The organism is Streptomyces sp. NPDC093109 (assembly GCF_040701725.1).
In the GTDB taxonomy this organism is placed as follows: Bacteria; Actinomycetota; Actinomycetes; order Streptomycetales; family Streptomycetaceae; genus Streptomyces.
In genome coordinates this window covers 1-15,196 of record NZ_JBFBEZ010000064.1, presented here as the reverse complement: position 1 = coordinate 15,196, position 15,196 = coordinate 1, and the positions used below count along the sequence as shown (strand labels likewise).

Sequence of the window (15,196 nt, the reverse complement as noted above, 5' to 3'; positions counted from 1 at the left end):
ATGCGGATGTCCGCATAGATCGACGATATCGGCATGCTTCCGTCCGGACAGGCCGCCGCCGAGGCGTACCGCGTCATCGACGCCGCCTACGAACGCCGCTCGGTGATCGTCACCTCGAACCTGCACCCCTCAGGCTTCGATTCGATCATGCCCAAGACGCTGGCCACCGCCGCCGTCGACCGGCTCCTGCACCACGCGCACATCGTCCTCACCGAAGGCTCCAGCCTGCGGCTGACCCAGGCCACCACCGGCCAGGGCGTTGTCCCGCTGAACCAGCCGGGTTAGAACGTGTCTCCGCCGACGGGTTCACCGGCCGGCCAAGAGGAAGAACCTGGCCAGGAGGCTTTGCTGGCCTCGACGTTGGCGACCATCCTGCGCAGCACCTTGAGCGCGGCCACGTACTCTTCGTCGCTGATGCCCTCGTGGACCACACCGCGCAGCTCGGTCACCAGCTCGCGCAGCCGCACCCTGGCAGCCTCCCCGGCGTCGGTGAGCTGCAGGCGCCGCCCGGCATCGATCCTGAGCCAGCCGCGGTGGAACAGCTGGTCGATGACGCGAGCGATTTCGTGCGGCCCGTCCGCGAGGGGCGTCAGCTGGATGACGACCTCCTCGCGGCTCGGTGCCGCGGACCCACCGTTCACCCGGTTGAGTACCCAGTACTGCGGCTGCGTGACGTCGATCCTGGCCATAGCGTCACGCAGCTGCCGAGTGACGGCCGCCTGCGCGAGGCCACTCCAGTATCCGATGGGCTGAGTGGCCAGCATGTCGTCGGTGGCAGCCGGATCAGCCGGCGCCTGGTCGGTGGCGGAGTCAGTCAGGGGTCTCATGATGGCGACGCTATATCCCCCATCCGAGGGACGAATAGCGTACCGGCCAGGGAGGCCAACTGTCCGCACACAAGGATCTGAGATGTCCGCTCACCCGGACGGCCCGCTGTCCGTTGACAACCGTCCGAGCTGGACGCCCTGATCCGTCAGTACGACGTGTGGATGGAGAGGGAACGTGGCCTGGCAGCGGCGACGAGGCTGCGTTGCCGCAACACCGCCCGCCGCTTCCTGGCCGAGCAGGCCATGCCCGGCGGCGTACTCGCCCCCGGTGCTCTGACAGGCCAGGACCTGAACGCGTTCCTGCTGCGCGAATGCGCGCGCGTCTCGGCCGGCTCCGCAAAACAGCGGGTGGCGGAACTACGTTCCCTGATGCGGTTCCTGCACCTGCGAGGTGCCATCCCGCTGCGGCTGGACGCGGCAGTGCCCCCGGTGGGCGGCTGGCGCCTTGCCGGGATCCCGCCGCTGATGTCCGCGGCCGATGTCCAGCGCATCCTGGACCACTGCCCCCGCGAGGGCGGCGTCTTCGTACGTGACTTCGCCATCCTGATGCTGCTGGCCCGCCTGGGCCTGCGCTCGATCGAGGTATCACGGCTGCGGCTGGACGACGTCGACTGGCGGTCGGGAGAGATCGCCATCCGCGGCAAGGGACGCCGGGAGGACCGGCTGCCGCTACCGGTCGACGTCGGCGAGGCCCTGGTGGCCTACCTGTCCGAAGCCCGTCACCAGGCCGGCACGAGATGTCTCTTCGTCACGGACCGGGCACCGCGCGGACCGATCCGCGCGGACCTGGTGGGCGACGTCGTCGAGCGCGCCTGCCTGCGCGCGGGCCTGCCCAAAGTCGGCCCGCACCGGCTGCGGCACGCGCTGGCCGGGGAGATGCTGCGGCAGGGCTCGGGGCTGATGGCGATCGGCCAGGTGCTTCGCCACCAGGACCTGGCCACGACCGCCCTCTACGCGAAGGTCGACTTCACCGCACTCCGCGCCGTCGCACGGCCCTGGCCCGGAACGGAGGCGGCATGACCGAACTGCGGCAGACACTGGACGACTACCTGCGGCTCCGCCGGTCCCTCGGGCACAAGATGGCCGAGGCCGCCTGGCTGCTGCCGGACTTCATCACCTTCCTGGAAGAACGCGGACAGACCACCGTGACCGTCACCGCCGCGCTCGCCTGGGTGAGGAAACGCGAGAGCCACGTGGTGACGACCGTGAGCCCGCGCCGGATCACCGCGGTCCGCGGCTTCGCCCGCTACCTCAGCGGCATCAACCCGGCGACCGAGATCCCGCCGCTCGGCCTGGTGCCGCACCGGCAACGCTGGCGACAGCCGTTCATCTACTCCGATGCCGACGTCATCGCGGTCATGACGGCGGCCGACGGAATCGGCCCGCCCTTGCGCGCGGCCACCTACCGGACCCTGGTCGGCCTGCTGGCCGCCACGGGAGTGCGGATCGGGGAGGCGATCAACCTCGACCACGACGACATCGACTGGACCGAGGGCGTGCTGCGGATCCGGGAGACCAAGTTCGGCAAGTCCCGCCTGGTCCCCCTGGAACCCAGCAGCATCGACGCGCTGCGGGAGTACGACGTCCTCCGGAACCGGATCGCGCCGCGTCCCGAGGGTCCGTCGTTCTTCGTCTCGCGCACCCGCCGCCGCCTGATCTACGCGGTCGTCGCCCCGACGTTCCGGCGGTTGGTGACCAGCGCCGGCGTTGGCACCGACGCGCCCAACCCGCCCCGGCTGCACGACTTTCGGCATTCCTTCGCCGTTCGCGCCCTGCTGACCTGGTATCGCACCGGCGCTGACGTCCAGGCGAAGATCCCGTCGCTGTCCACCTATCTCGGGCACCGGGAACCGTCCTCCACCTACTGGTACCTGTCAGCGGCACCGGAACTGCTGGCGCTGGCGGCGGCCCGCCGCGAAGGCGTCGGAAAGGCGGTACGGCCATGACCTCGATCGCTCCCACCCTGCAGTCGTTCTTCACCGACCGGCTGGTCCGCCAGCGCCAGGCCAGCCCCCGCACCGTCGCCGTCTACCGCGACACCCTCCGCCTCCTTCTCGGCTTCGTCCAGCGCCGCACGGGCACCGCCCCGGAGAAGCTGGACTGGTCCGACCTGGACTCCGATGTCATCTCCGCTTTCCTCAACCATCTGGAGGACGAACGCGGCAACAGCGCGCGCACCCGCAACGTCCGGCTGACCGCGATCCGCTCCCTGTTCTCCTACGCGGCTCTCCAGCACCCCGAGCACGCCCTCCTCATCCAGCGCGTCATGGACATCCCGCCCAAGCGATACGACAAGAGGAGCGTGACCTTCCTGACCGGCGTCGAGGTCGACGCTCTGCTGGCGGCACCGGACACCCGGCGCTGGGAGGGGCGACGGGACAAGGTCATGCTGGCCCTGGCCGTCAAGACCGGTCTGCGCGTCTCCGAACTCACCGGCCTGGACCACGGCGACATCACCCTCGGCGAGGGCGCTGCCGTCCGCTGCGAGGGCAAGGGCCGCAAGCACCGCGCCGTCCCGCTCGACCGCGGTGTCCAGGAACTGCTGCGGGCCTGGCTCGACGAACGCTCCGGGAAGGGCGGCGCCCCACTGTTCTGCACCCAAACCGGACGCCGCCTCACCCGTGACGCCGTCGCCCAGCGCCTGAGCGTCCACGTCCGGACCGCCGCTCAAGTCTGCCCGACGCTCCTCGACAAGCGCGTCCACCCGCACGTCCTACGCCACAGTTGCGCAATGTCACTGCTGCAAGCCGGAGTTGACACCACGGTCATCGCGCTCTGGCTCGGCCACGCCGGCGTCCGCTCCACCGACGCCTACGTCCACGCCGACATGACCATCAAGGAACAAGCCCTCGCCCGCACCGCACCGACGGCCGCCCGGCCGGGCCGCTACCAGCCCACCGACAAGGTCCTCGCGTTCCTCGACCGCTTGTGAGCCCGAAACTATGCCGAGACTCGGGACTCGCCAGGCCCTGGCATCCGGGCCCACGAACCCGTGCCTCGGCATAGTCGCGGTCTCGGCATAGGTCGATGACGATCAGATCGGCCCGGCAGATCCGGGCGACGGTCCGTGCGGTGGATCCGTCGACCTTCGACTTGCCGATCGCGGCGCTGAGCGTCTCCAGGGTGAACCAGGACACCCGCAGGTCCTTCTCGATCGCGGCCTGGGCCAGGCCCTCGGTGAAGTGGCTCTTGCCCGTCCCTGACGGGCCGGCGATCACCAGGTTCTCGGCGCGGCCGATCCATTCCAGGGTGGTCAGCGAGTTCTGGGTGGGTTCGGGGATGGTGGAGTCCTCGGCCCGCCAGGAGCCGAGGGTCTTGCCGGTGGGGAAGTTCGCCGAGTGGCGCCATCAACCCATTGCGGTTCGATTCCCCGTACGACACCGACGCGCACTACTGCGTCAAACGGGACACCGCCTGGTCCGGCTACCGCACCCACTTCACCGAAACATGCACGTCAGAACTGCCTGAAGTGGTCGTGCACGTGGCCACCACGATCGCCCCGGTCCAGGACGGCCAACTCACCGCCCGGATCCACGACGACCTCGCGGCGATCAACCTGACCCCGGCCGAGCACGCGGTCGACGCCGCCTACATCAGCCCCGCGCAGATCGAACGCGCCCAGCGGATACACGGCATCACCCTGCTCGGCCCCGTCGTGCCCGACCACAGCCACCAGGCCAAAAGCGGGGCCGGCTTCGACAAGGCCGCCTTCACCATCGACTGGGACCACCGCCGGGCCACCTGCCCCCAAGGCAACCTCAGCCGCGAGTGGCGGCCCCTGCGCATCAGCGGACACGAGTACATCCAGATCAAGTTCGACAAGGCCACCTGCCTGGCCTGCCCCGTCCGCCCGCAGTGCACCAACGCGGTCAGCGGTCCGCGCTCGCTCGCACTGCTGCCCACCCGCGAACTGCACGAGATTCAGCAGCACAACCGTCTCGGCCAGCGCACTGAGGACTGGCAGCGCCGCTACGCGATCCGTGCGGGCATCGAAGCCACCCTCTCCCAGAACGTCCGCACCTACGGCCTGCGACGAACCCGCTACCGAGGACTGCCAAAGACACACGTCCAGCACGTACTGACCGCGCTGGCCTGCAATGTCACCCGCATCGCCGACTGGATCGCCGACCCGACCCGACCCCAGCGGGCACCCAGCCACTTCCGCACCCTCTGCACAGCCCTTAACTGACCCCGACAAGATCGCCAACATAGTCCCGGCATTGCATCATGACCCGCGCCATTCACTCCGGCCCCCGCTCCCTCCAGGGCGCAGCACCCCGCACCATTACCGAAGAACCTCTCGGGGGCGGAGGTTGAGGACCTCGTATTGCACCGGGAGACGTTCCGGCGGCGTCTGCCGGGGTCGCTGGAGGAGTTACACGGCCCGATCCAGAGGGTCGTAGAGCCGCCTCTGCACATGGTCTGACCGGAGATGACCTCGTATAACATGGGTAAGCCTCCGACTGTATGACCTCGCCAAGCGGTGCACCACCGGGGAAAACGGGTTCGTAGCCTGGCGGACCGGGCACTCGGTCGCAGCGGATACGGTACGGCCACGGGCGCGGCTCCCCCACCGGAGGCTTCCCCGCCGCGGTAACCCGCCGGCCCAGGGCCGGAGTACCGTCCAGCGCCCACCCGTCAGCCACGATCCGCTCCAGGAAGGGTCACTCGGCGTCGCTGGGCCGGCACGTGCCCCACACCTCGCGCAGGGCGTCGCAGACCTCGCCCACGGTGGCGTGCGCGGCCAAGGCGTCCTTCATGGGGGGGAGTACGTTGACGTCGCTCTCGGCGGTCTTCTTGAGCATGTCGAGTGCCTGGCGGACCCGCGTCTGCTCGCGCCATGCCCGCAGCTTGGCGATGCGCTCGGTCTGCCGGGCTTCGACCGCGGGGTCGGCCCGGTTCCGTTCGCCGGAGTCGGGCCGGTAGGCGACGCGGCCGGAGCCGCGCTCGATGTCGTCTTTCTGGAAGCTTCGTTCCATGGCGCCGACGGCGCCGCCGAGGTCTTCGATCTTCCGCAGCAGTTCCAGGGCGGCGGCCTCAAGGTCGTCGGCCGCTTTCCTCATGACGTCGGAACCGGCGATCGGGCCCGTCGCGCGGGCCAGGGCCGGCGTCCGGGCAAGACGGCGCGGCATCCGCGCACGCGGGTTCTCAGCGCCGAACTCCTCGCGCAGCACACGCGCCCAGACGCGCCGCGCGGCGCGGAGGACCGCGGTCTCGTCCAGGGCCGTCGTGCGGGCCGCGAAGCGGAAGGACAGGCGGGGTGCGAAGTCGGTGGCATCCAGGCCGGCCGCGACTGCGGAGCGCACGTAGGCGACGCCGTTGGCGAGGGTAAAGGCGATTTCCTGCACGGGGAGGGCACCCGCCTCGGCCATGCGGTGGCCCGAGACCACGATCGGGCTCCACCCGGGCATCTCGGCCCTGCAGTACGTGAAGACGTCCGCGGTCAGCCTGAGCGACTGCCCGGGCGGGAAGATGCACGCCCCGCGCGCGATGTACTCCGCCAGCACGTCGTTGCGGACGGTGCCTGTCAGGCGGCTCACGGCGACGCCCTGCTCCTCCGCCGCCAGTTGGTACAGAAGCAGCAGCAGCGCTGCCGGCGCGTCGATCGCCAGGGAGGTGGACACTCCGTCCAGCGGAACGCCGCTGAAAAGAACGCGCATGTCGTCGAGGGAGTCGATCGCCACGCCGTCCTTGCCGACCTCGCCGCGGGCGCGCGGCGTGTCGGAGTCGTGACCCCTCTGGGTGGGCAGGTCGAACGTGACCGACAACCCTCTGACACCCTGCCCGATCAGGCGCCGGTAGCGTTCATTGGACGCCGTCGCCGTGCCGGAACCGGCGTACCGGCGCTCCGCCGTGTTCCGGCCGCCCGGCTCCTCCGGCCCGTGGACCGGCGGGACCCGTTGGTCCGACTCCGCGCGTCGGCGGCTCCGATGCATCACTCACTGTCCCTTCAGCCACGGGGCCACGGGTGTTCGACGACAGCGGCGGCACCGGCCCGGTGCGCAGTCCCGAAGGTCTCCTCGGCGAGCAGGACGGCACCCCGGAGCGAGGACCGTCCGCCGAGGGCTGCCGGCCGGACCTCGACCGGCGGGACACCGGGCCGGGCCAGTTCCCTCACCCGCTCGGCGACCGAGTCCACCAGTGCGGGCAGGCCCGCAGCGAAACCACCGCCCACGCAGACGATCTCGGGATGGGCCAGCTCGCAGATGCCGACCGCGGCACGGGCCAGGGCTGCGGCGCTCTCGTCCACCGCCGCCCTGGCCCACGGCTCGCGGGCCGTGAACGCCTCCACCAGCGCGGGGAAGTCGGTCTCCCGGCCGCGCAGTTCCGCGGCCCGGCGCAAGGTGGCCGGCCCGGAGGCGACCGCCTGCACACAGCCCCGGCGTCCGCAGTCGCACATCGGTCCCTCGCGGTCGATGAGCAGGTGCCCGACCTCGCAGGACCCCCGGGCTGGCCCCGGCCACGACCGTCCCTCGACGACCAGGCCACCACCGATGCCGGTGCCCACGCCGAGGTAGAGCAGGTTCGCGCCGCGCGCTTCCCGGGCTTCGGCCAGCGCCGCGAGGTCACCGTCGTCCGCGAACAGCGACGGGGTGTCCGGGAACACCCGGCCGACGGCGGCCGTTAGGTCGAGACCGTTCCAGCTCGGCCGTCCGGGCCAGGTGAGCACAGTACCGTCCGTGTCACAGACGGCCGGCACGGCCAGTCCGACGCCCCGGAGCGGTGCCGGGGTGCTCCACAGCAGCGCCCGGACCCGTTCGGCGATCAGGTCCATGTCCGCCGCGGCGTCGCTGTCCGCAGGCCACCGGAACGTGTCCTCCAGCGCGCCCGCGCCGTCCAGGCGGCCCTGGACGCGCAGGGCGACCTTCGTCCCGCCGATGTCGATACCGAGGTAACTGATGCCGCTTCCTCTCCTCGGGTCAGCTTCCCACGCTCTGACCGTGGTGGAACACGTTGCCAGGGTCGTACGACGTCTTCACTCTCAGCAGTCCGGCGTAGTTGTCGCCGTAGTACGCCCGCTTCCAATCGGAGAGACGGGAGGCGGGAAGTTGATGTACGCCTCTCCCGTCGATGCCGGTTCGATGATGCTCGATCCCCGGTCCACCCAGTCGACCATGGCGGCATCGTCGTCCGCGGGCGGCGTTGCTGACGAGGTCATCGCGGCGAAGCCCGTCATGAACTGGACGGTGCGGTGCCAGCACGCGGTCTCGGTCCGGCTCGCCTCGTTCGCCCGGCCGCCGGTCGCGGTGAAGCTGATCAGGCGGGTCTGCCCGGCGTGCCGTTCCTGGTCGTAGAAGGCCAGTGCGTCCGCCAGGACCGATCCGGTCACCGGACGGTCGTAAATCCGGGGGCGTTCGCGCAGCACGCCGTTGCGGGGCAGACGGTGTCCGGGCCCTGGCCGACGAGGTGGCACTCACGGGTGGTCAACTCTCCACAGCCGTAAACCCAGCGCATCACATCGCCGTAGGAGAGCTCCGCGACCTCCTTGGTGACCGGCGCGGTGCCGCCCTCGGCGGCCATGGCGTTCAGCTCGTTCTCCAGTGCGCTCCGCTTCCCCCAGTAGGCCCCGCTGACCGTGATCGTCGGGATGTTCCCCGAAGTGGCGTCAGGCAGGGCCACCAGCAGGGCGGAACCGAGGTCGTACGGGCCGGTGACGCTCCACTCCTGCCACGTTTCCAGCACATCCTGGGCCTTGTCCCAGGGCCACTCGGTGTGGAAGAAGACCCCGCGCGGCTGCTCGATGGGACGGACCTCGAAGTCCAGGACGATGCCGAAGTTGCCGCCGCCACCGCGCAGCGCCCAGAACAGCCCCGGCCGCTCGGTGGCCGAAGCGGTGACCAGCCGACCGTCGGCGAGCATGACTCTGGCCGACACGAGCCGGTCGGACGCGATTCCGTACTTGTGTGTCTGGTGTCCGACACCGCCGCCGGAGACGAACGCGCCGGGGCACACTCCAGCGCGGCGAGCGCGTCGATGGCCTTCACGGCGGGGCCGATGTGGACGCTCCGCCTCCCGACGCTGACGTGGTCGAAGGCCGACAGGTCAATGACCAGGCCCTCGCCCGTCAACCAGCCGGCGAGGTTGTGACCGCCGCTGCGGGTTCGTACATCCACTCCGTGCTGCTGTGCGAACAGCAGGCACATGCGGACGTCCGCCACGGTCCGGCAGTAGGCGACACCCGCGGGATTCACGGCGCTGAACTCGCCGAGATAGACGGTCTTGGCGTTCTGGTAATTGCCGTCGGACGGGCGCACCAGCTCCCCTTCGAGCGAACTCTCTAGGGCATCCCAGTAATTCAGAGCCGTGATACTCGAAACAGCGCCGGCGAAATCCGCTGACGATATAGCGCCGGTCGCGGTGGATACGGCCAGTCCACTTGCGGCCCTGAGAAGAGTTCTCCTGCTCGGCATACTATCCGTCCCCTCGGTAACCCTCGAACAGTAAGGACTGCGAAGCGGGCAAAGGAACCCCTACAATCCCCCTCAAACGGCCTGCCGATCGACGCTTGCCGACTGCTCGGATACATGCGACGTTAGCGGCAGTGTGACGATTCCCGGAAGGACGTGCATGAATCTCTCTGCTATCGAAGCGAACGAATGGATACGGCGTTACCGTCGATCACCGGAAAGCCGGGCAGGTCTTGTCTGCTTCCCGCACGCCGGCGGCTCCGCCCCCTATTTCTCCCCGGTTTCCACCGCCCTCGCTCCGTCATACGAGGTCACCGCCGTCCAGTACCCGGGCCGCCAGGAGCGCCGGCACACGCCCTGCATCGACGACATCGGCGAACTGGCCCGCCACTCCCACGCCGCGCTGACACGGGCCGGCATCATCAGGGACGGGAGGCCAGTGGCCCTCTTCGGGCACAGCATGGGCGCCGTGGTGGCCTTCGAGGTGGCCCGGCTGATGGAACAGAAGGGGGGCGGCGGGCCGGTGGTGCTGTTCGCGTCCGGACGCCGTGCTCCCAGCCGCTTCCGGGAGGATCACGTCCATCTCCGCGACGACGCCGACATCATCGAGGACATCCGCGCGCTGGGCGGCACCGACGCCCGCATCCTCCAGGACCGGGAGCTGCTCGACCTGATCCTGCCCACCCTACGCAGCGACTACCGCGCGGTCGAGCGGTACCGGCGGGGCTCGGACGCCCGGATCGGTGCGCCGATCACCGTCCTCGTCGGGGACAGTGATCCGCACACCACCCGTCAGGAGGCGCTCGCCTGGGGCGGCCACACCTCGGGCGGGTGCGAGGTGCACACCTTCCCCGGCGGTCACTTTTATCTGGAGAACCAGCAGGCGGCGGTCCTAAAGACCGTCACCGAGAACCTGGAACGCCTGTTGCCCTGACAGGCCGGGCGGCAGGCGGACGGCGGAGGCCGGGTCGGTGTCCCGGCCTCCGCCGTGTGCGACCGGGCGGCCGGATGCAGGCCGCACGCCGGTGGGGCCGATCAGCCGGTGACGAGGTCCGACTCGGAGGCGTCCGTCGGGCCGCCGGCCGGCTGCCGGTGCTCCGGCTCCTTCTTCGCGAGCATGACGGCCCCGATGACCAGGGCCAGCAGCACGAACCCGGCGGCGAGCAGGAACGCCGCGTGGTAGCCACCGAGCAGCGCGTCCGGCTCGGCCTTGCCCGCGGCCGTGAGGTCGCCCGTGCGGGAGCTGACCACCGCGCTGAGCACCGCGAGGCCGATGGCGCCGCCGACCTGCTGGGTGGTGTTGAACAGGCCGGAGGCGATGCCCGACTCCTCGGGCGTGACGGAGGACATGCCGAGCCCCATCATCGCCGGGGCGGCCAGACCGAAGCCGGCGCCCATGAAGAGGCTGGCGGGCAGGAAATCCACCACGTAGGTGCCGTCGACCCGGGCGAACGAGAGCATCACGAAAGCCGCGATGATGAGGACCAGGCCCGTGAACAGCATCGGGCGCTGCCCGAACTTGGTGATCAGCCGGGCGGACAGCCCCAGGGAGATAGCCGCGATCACGACCGCGATCGGCACGAATCCGAGACCCGCCTCCAGCGGGCTGTAGCCGAGCACGCGCTGGACGTACAGGGTGCCGAAGAACAACAGACCGAACATGCCCGCGATCATCATGAACTGCACGATGTTCGCCGCGGTCAGGCTGCGGGAGCGGAAGATGCCCAGCGGCAGCAGCGGCTGCGCGGCGGTGGCCTGGCGCACGACGAAGCCGACGAGCAGCAGGATCGACAGCAGGCCGAGGAACAGCGTCTGGGCCGAATCCCAGCCAGCCTGTTCGGCGTCGACGATCGTGTAGACCAGCAGTGTCATGCCTGCGGTGACCAGCACGGCGCCGAGGAAGTCGGTCCCCTTGCTCACCCCCTGGCCCTGGTCGCTCTCGATCCGGCCGAGACCGACCAGGATGAGGACGGCACCGATCGGGGCGTTGATGAAGAAGATCCAGTGCCAGCTCAGCATGTCGGTGAGTACGCCGCCGAGCAGCGGTCCGACCGCGCCGCCGCCCGCCGAGGCGAAGCTGTAGGCGCCGATCGCCTGCGCCACTTTGTGCGGCTCGGAGAAGGTGGTCGCGACCATGCCGAGAATGCAGGCGGAGGCGACAGCGCCGCCGATGCCCTGGATGAACCGGAACAGGATCATCGTCGCCTCGCTGGACGCCAAGCCGCACAGCAGCGAGGCAAGGCTGAACAGCCCGACACCGGTGAGGAAAACGACCTTCCGGCCGATCAGGTCACCGAGTCGTCCCGCCAGGAGAAGCAGGCCGCCGAACGGAATGACATAGGCGTTGACAACCCAGACCAGATTTTCCGAGGAGAAGCCGATCCCCCGCTGTACTGCCGGAAGTGCCACGTTCACGATGTTCTGATCGAGTACGATCATCAACTGGCCGAGGCACAAAACGCTGATCGTCAGCCACGGCGATTTACTCTTTTGCAGGGCGGGCTGGCCCATCTCCGGTCGCCTCCAATAGTGCACCGTTTGTTACAGCAGCCATGATGCGTGCCTGTGGCGACGAGCGGAAGAAGGCACTTCTTTGTGCCACAGACACATCGGTGTGCCTTTCACATCCGGCCCTTCGACAGCGCCGCCACGTGGTGGGCCACTTCCATCGCCTGGCCGGCGTTGAGCCGGGGATCGCAGAGACTCTCGTAGCGTCCGGTGAGGCCATGGGCAGTGATACCCCGGGCACCGCCGAGGCACTCAGTCACGTCGTCCCCAGTGAGTTCCAGGTGTACCCCGCCCGGGTGGGTGCCGAGGGCGTGGTGCACCGCGAAGAAACCCTCGATCTCGTCGGCGATGTCGTCCAGGTGCCGGGTCTTGTAGCCGATCGCCGACTCACGGGTGTTGCCGTGCATGGGGTCGCACTGCCAGACGACCTGGCGGCCGGTCGCGGCGACCCGTTCGACGAGGGGTGGGAGCACGTCCCGAACCCTGGTGCTGCCCATCCGACTGATCAGGGTGAGCCGTCCGAGCTCGCCGTCCGGGTCGAGCCGCTCGACGTACTCGGCGACCTGGTCGGGCCGGGTACCTGGGCCGATCTTCACGCCCACCGGATTGGCGAGCAGCGCGGCGAACGCGAGGTGCGCGCCGTCGGGCCGGCGGGTGCGCTCACCTATCCACAGGAAGTGCGCCGAGCCTGCGTACGGACGGCCGGGCTCGTCCGGGTCCGTCACCAGCAGGGCGCGCTCATAGTCGAGGAGCAGGGCCTCGTGGCTGGTGTAGACGTCGGCGGGGTGCCCCGAGCGCAGTATGCCGAGGGTGGTGCGGGCGTTGCGGTAACCCTCGATCATCCGCACGGGGTCGGGGACGCGCGCCCCCGCGTCGGGGGCCGCCGCGTTCACGATGTCGCCGCGATACACAGGCAGCCCCAGACCGTCGATGGCCTGGGAACGCGGCTTGGCGTACTGACCGGCCATCCGACCGACGGTCACTACGGGCAGCCCCGCCTCGTCCGCCAAGACCGCGGCCATCCGCCACAGGGTGGCGACGGTGCCCCGGACGTGTTCCGGGGTGTTCCCGGCGAAGGTCTCGGCACAGTCCCCTCCCTGGAGCAGGAACGCCTCGCCCCGGGCGACCAGTGCCAGGTCCGCGCGCAGCCTCCGGACCTGGTCCGGAGTAACGAGCGGGGGCAGCGTCGCCAGGAACGCGGAGACCGAGCGCACCTGCTCCTGGTCGGGCCACGGGGGCTGCTGCGCGGCCGGCCTGCCCAGGGCCTCGGAAGTCCGGTCACGCATCTCTCGGGAAAGGCCGGCATGTTCCTCGGCCGCGTTGTCCATCTGAACAGTCGGATGCATAGGGTCATTGAAACGGCTGGGGCGAACCCCTAGCAGTACCCCTAACCACTCCCTCACTTTCTCCGGCACGACTCCTGGGGTCTTCGTCAATTGCCCTCCGGTCACCGTGATTCATAGGATCGGCGACGTCCATGACCGGCCCCGCGAAGATCGAGGTGGATCGTTTTGGCGCGTCAATGGCTGTTCGTGCGCCTGTATGGCGCCACAGGGGCGGCCACGTCTCTGCCCCCCGTACTGCCGCGCCTGGCGCGGTACCTCCGGTCGGCCGACCCCGGAGCCTGTTTCTTCTTCTCCCGCGCCGACGGCCCGGCGGGCCCGGCGGTCGACGCCTGGGTGGACTGCGCCCCCCGGGCCCGTCCGGGGGTAGTGCGGTTGCTGCGCGCGCGGACCGGACCGCTGTGGCGGCTCGCCGTGCGGCAGGACGTCCGGCGCACGGTCGGCCAGGCGCATGAGAGCGGCCGGAACGTGACGGACGAGCTCGCGGCGGTGTCCACCGCGTTCGCCCTGGCGGTGCAGCCGGAGGGCGCGCCGGACGCGGAGGAGGCGTTCCAGCTGGGCGTGCCCCACCTGCGGGACCTCGTCGGACTGCTCCCCGAGAACGCCGGGCCGGGGTTCCTCTTCCAGTGCTGGCAGCTCTGGAGCGCGGCACTCCCGCCGAGGCAGCGGGAGGAACTGGCCGTGGAGGCGGACGTACGCGCGGCCTCGGTGCCGCACCCACGGTCGGAAACCCGGCAGACCTATCTGGAGGGCACGCGGCACGTCCTGCGGCGAGGTCCGGTCGGCGGCCTGCCGGAGCCGTACCTGCTCCTCCACCACGCGGGTGCCACGCACAACCGGCTCGGGATACCTCCCTCCTGGGGTGCCGCGGCGGCACTCACCGTACGCAACGAGCTGACCGAACGGCCCGCACGTCTGCCGGCCACCGCCTCCGAGGGCCGGGTATGAGCGCCCCGGCGACGCGCGACGCGAGCACCCGTGTCCGGGTGGAGTTGCGGGATCGCTCCTACGACGTGCACATCGGCGCCGGCACCCGGCACCGGCTGGCCGAGTGCGTGGCCGAACTCGGCGCCTCGCGTGCCGTGGTCGTTTCCGCGCGCCCGTTGGAGTGGGTGCCGGATCCAGGGGTGCCCCACCGCGTGATCGAGGCGCGGGACGGGGAGCAGAGCAAGACGCTGGAGACCGTGGGGAACCTGTGCCGCCAGTTCGCGGACGCCGGGCTCAGCCGGAGCGACGTGGTCGTCTCGTGCGGTGGCGGGACCACCACCGACACCGTCGGCCTGGCCGCCGCGCTCTACCACCGGGGTGTCCCAGTCATCCATCTGCCGACCTCGCTGCTCGCCCAGGTGGACGCTAGCACCGGGGGCAAGACGGCCGTCAACCTACCCGAGGGGAAGAACCTTGTCGGTGCGTACTGGCAGCCCAGCGCCGTTCTGTGCGACACCGACTATCTGCGCACCCTGCCCGAGCGGGAGTGGCTCAACGGCTACGGCGAGATCGCGCGCTGCCACTTCATCGGCGCCGGCGACCTGCGTCGGCTCTCCACGGTCGAGCAGATCACGGCGAGCGTGCGGCGCAAGGCGGAGATCGTCTCCTGCGACGAACGGGACACCGGCCTGCGCCACTTGCTCAACTACGGCCACACGCTCGGGCACGCGCTCGAAGTGGAGACGGACTTCCGGCTGCGACACGGTGAGGCGGTGGCCGTCGGCACGGTGTTCGCGGGGCGGCTCGCCGGGGCGCTCGGCCGCATCGGCCCGGAGCGGATCGAGGGCCACCTCGCCGTCGTACGGCATTACGGGCTGCCCTGGCAGCTACCCGCGGGCGTCGACGACGAGGCGCTGGTCAGCCTGATGAAGCTGGACAAGAAGGCGCTCGGTGGCCTGGCCTTCGTCCTTGACGGGCCGACCGGCGCGGAGCTGGTACCCGGCGTTCCCGAATCCGTGGTGAGGGAGTGTCTGGCGGGGATGGACCGCGACTGAGAGGGGACCTGAGGGCGGCCGGGGGGGGGGGGGGGGGGGCCCCCCCCCCCCCCCCCCCCCCCCCCCGCGCCCCCGGGGCGGGGGGCCCCGCCGGGGTGGCCCCGCGCGGGCCCCAGGCCCCCCCGCCC

General features: G+C 70.3%; 15 protein-coding genes and 3 pseudogenes. 8 read left to right on the top strand and 10 right to left on the bottom strand.

The window, feature by feature from the left end; translation table 11 throughout:
* Positions 1–18: 18 nt before the first annotated feature.
* Positions 19–285, top strand: a pseudogene (locus AB0389_RS35520) (ATP-binding protein); the annotation flags it as partial.
* Here the strand turns inward: AB0389_RS35520 and AB0389_RS35515 are convergent.
* Complete coding sequence (locus AB0389_RS35515) at positions 282–827, bottom strand: MarR family winged helix-turn-helix transcriptional regulator (RefSeq protein ID WP_366399693.1); 546 nt, start codon at positions 825–827, stop codon at positions 282–284. The pseudogene AB0389_RS35520 and the gene AB0389_RS35515 overlap by 4 nt on opposite strands.
* Positions 828–989: 162 nt before the next feature.
* Here AB0389_RS35515 and AB0389_RS35510 point away from each other — a divergent pair, with 162 nt between their 5' ends.
* From AB0389_RS35510 to AB0389_RS35500, 3 genes are read left to right on the top strand one after another with little or no spacing between them, the layout of a single operon-like run.
* Positions 990–1,847, top strand: coding sequence for a tyrosine-type recombinase/integrase (locus AB0389_RS35510; RefSeq protein ID WP_366399692.1), 858 nt, complete (start codon positions 990–992; stop codon positions 1,845–1,847).
* A complete protein-coding gene (locus tag AB0389_RS35505) occupies positions 1,844–2,773 on the top strand; it encodes a tyrosine-type recombinase/integrase (RefSeq protein WP_366399691.1) in 930 nt (309 codons plus the stop codon). The genes AB0389_RS35510 and AB0389_RS35505 overlap by 4 nt, the downstream gene beginning before the upstream one ends.
* Positions 2,770–3,759, top strand: a complete 990-nt coding sequence (locus tag AB0389_RS35500) for a tyrosine-type recombinase/integrase (protein ID WP_366399690.1) — start codon at positions 2,770–2,772, stop codon at positions 3,757–3,759. The genes AB0389_RS35505 and AB0389_RS35500 overlap by 4 nt, the downstream gene beginning before the upstream one ends.
* On the opposite strand, the pseudogene AB0389_RS35495 reads toward AB0389_RS35500, so the two are convergent.
* Positions 3,662–4,150, bottom strand: a pseudogene (locus AB0389_RS35495) (ATP-binding protein); the annotation flags it as partial. The gene AB0389_RS35500 and the pseudogene AB0389_RS35495 overlap by 98 nt on opposite strands.
* Positions 4,151–4,182: 32 nt before the next feature.
* Between AB0389_RS35495 and AB0389_RS35490 the strand changes: the two are divergent.
* Complete coding sequence (locus AB0389_RS35490; protein WP_366399688.1) at positions 4,183–5,016, top strand: transposase; 834 nt, start codon at positions 4,183–4,185, stop codon at positions 5,014–5,016.
* 475 nt (positions 5,017–5,491) lie between these two features.
* On the opposite strand, the gene AB0389_RS35485 is transcribed toward AB0389_RS35490, so the two are convergent.
* From AB0389_RS35485 to AB0389_RS35460, 6 genes and pseudogenes are all read right to left on the bottom strand, one after another.
* Entirely contained in the window at positions 5,492–6,763 is a 1,272-nt protein-coding gene (locus tag AB0389_RS35485) for a methylmalonyl-CoA mutase family protein (RefSeq protein WP_366399687.1), read from the bottom strand.
* Between the two features lie 14 nt (positions 6,764–6,777).
* Positions 6,778–7,713: an ROK family protein gene (locus AB0389_RS35480; protein WP_366399709.1), complete on the bottom strand. Its 936-nt coding sequence runs from the start codon at positions 7,711–7,713 to the stop codon at positions 6,778–6,780.
* Between the two features lie 34 nt (positions 7,714–7,747).
* Positions 7,748–7,813, bottom strand: coding sequence for a BBE domain-containing protein (locus AB0389_RS35475; protein ID WP_366399708.1), 66 nt, complete (start codon positions 7,811–7,813; stop codon positions 7,748–7,750).
* The gene (locus AB0389_RS35470; protein WP_366399714.1) at positions 7,810–8,157 is read right to left on the bottom strand and encodes a hypothetical protein; all 348 of its coding nucleotides are present in this window, start codon (positions 8,155–8,157) and stop codon (positions 7,810–7,812) included. The genes AB0389_RS35475 and AB0389_RS35470 overlap by 4 nt, the downstream gene beginning before the upstream one ends.
* On the bottom strand, positions 8,154–8,702 hold the full coding sequence (locus AB0389_RS35465; protein ID WP_366399713.1) for a hypothetical protein: 549 nt from the start codon (positions 8,700–8,702) through the stop codon (positions 8,154–8,156). Before AB0389_RS35465 ends, AB0389_RS35470 begins: the two co-directional genes overlap by 4 nt.
* Positions 8,703–8,794: 92 nt before the next feature.
* A pseudogene (locus tag AB0389_RS35460) lies at positions 8,795–9,238 on the bottom strand (FAD-binding protein); the annotation flags it as partial.
* 157 nt (positions 9,239–9,395) lie between these two features.
* Between AB0389_RS35460 and AB0389_RS35455 the strand changes: the two are divergent.
* A complete protein-coding gene (locus AB0389_RS35455; RefSeq protein ID WP_366399686.1) occupies positions 9,396–10,169 on the top strand; it encodes an alpha/beta fold hydrolase in 774 nt (257 codons plus the stop codon).
* Positions 10,170–10,270: 101 nt separating this feature from the next.
* On the opposite strand, the gene AB0389_RS35450 is transcribed toward AB0389_RS35455, so the two are convergent.
* Together AB0389_RS35450 and AB0389_RS35445 are read right to left on the bottom strand one after the other, a co-directional pair.
* Positions 10,271–11,746, bottom strand: coding sequence for an MFS transporter (locus tag AB0389_RS35450; RefSeq protein WP_366399685.1), 1,476 nt, complete (start codon positions 11,744–11,746; stop codon positions 10,271–10,273).
* Between the two features lie 110 nt (positions 11,747–11,856).
* Positions 11,857–13,029 carry a 3-deoxy-7-phosphoheptulonate synthase class II gene (locus AB0389_RS35445; protein ID WP_366399707.1) on the bottom strand — a complete coding sequence of 391 codons (1,173 nt, stop codon included), beginning with the start codon at positions 13,027–13,029 and terminating at the stop codon, positions 11,857–11,859.
* A 246-nt stretch (positions 13,030–13,275) separates the two neighbouring features.
* On the opposite strand from AB0389_RS35445, the gene AB0389_RS35440 reads away from it, so the two are divergent.
* A complete protein-coding gene (locus tag AB0389_RS35440; RefSeq protein WP_366399684.1) occupies positions 13,276–14,034 on the top strand; it encodes a hypothetical protein in 759 nt (252 codons plus the stop codon).
* A complete protein-coding gene (locus AB0389_RS35435) occupies positions 14,031–15,068 on the top strand; it encodes a 3-dehydroquinate synthase family protein (protein WP_366399683.1) in 1,038 nt (345 codons plus the stop codon). The genes AB0389_RS35440 and AB0389_RS35435 overlap by 4 nt, the downstream gene beginning before the upstream one ends.
* The last annotated feature ends 128 nt before the right edge of the window (positions 15,069–15,196 follow it).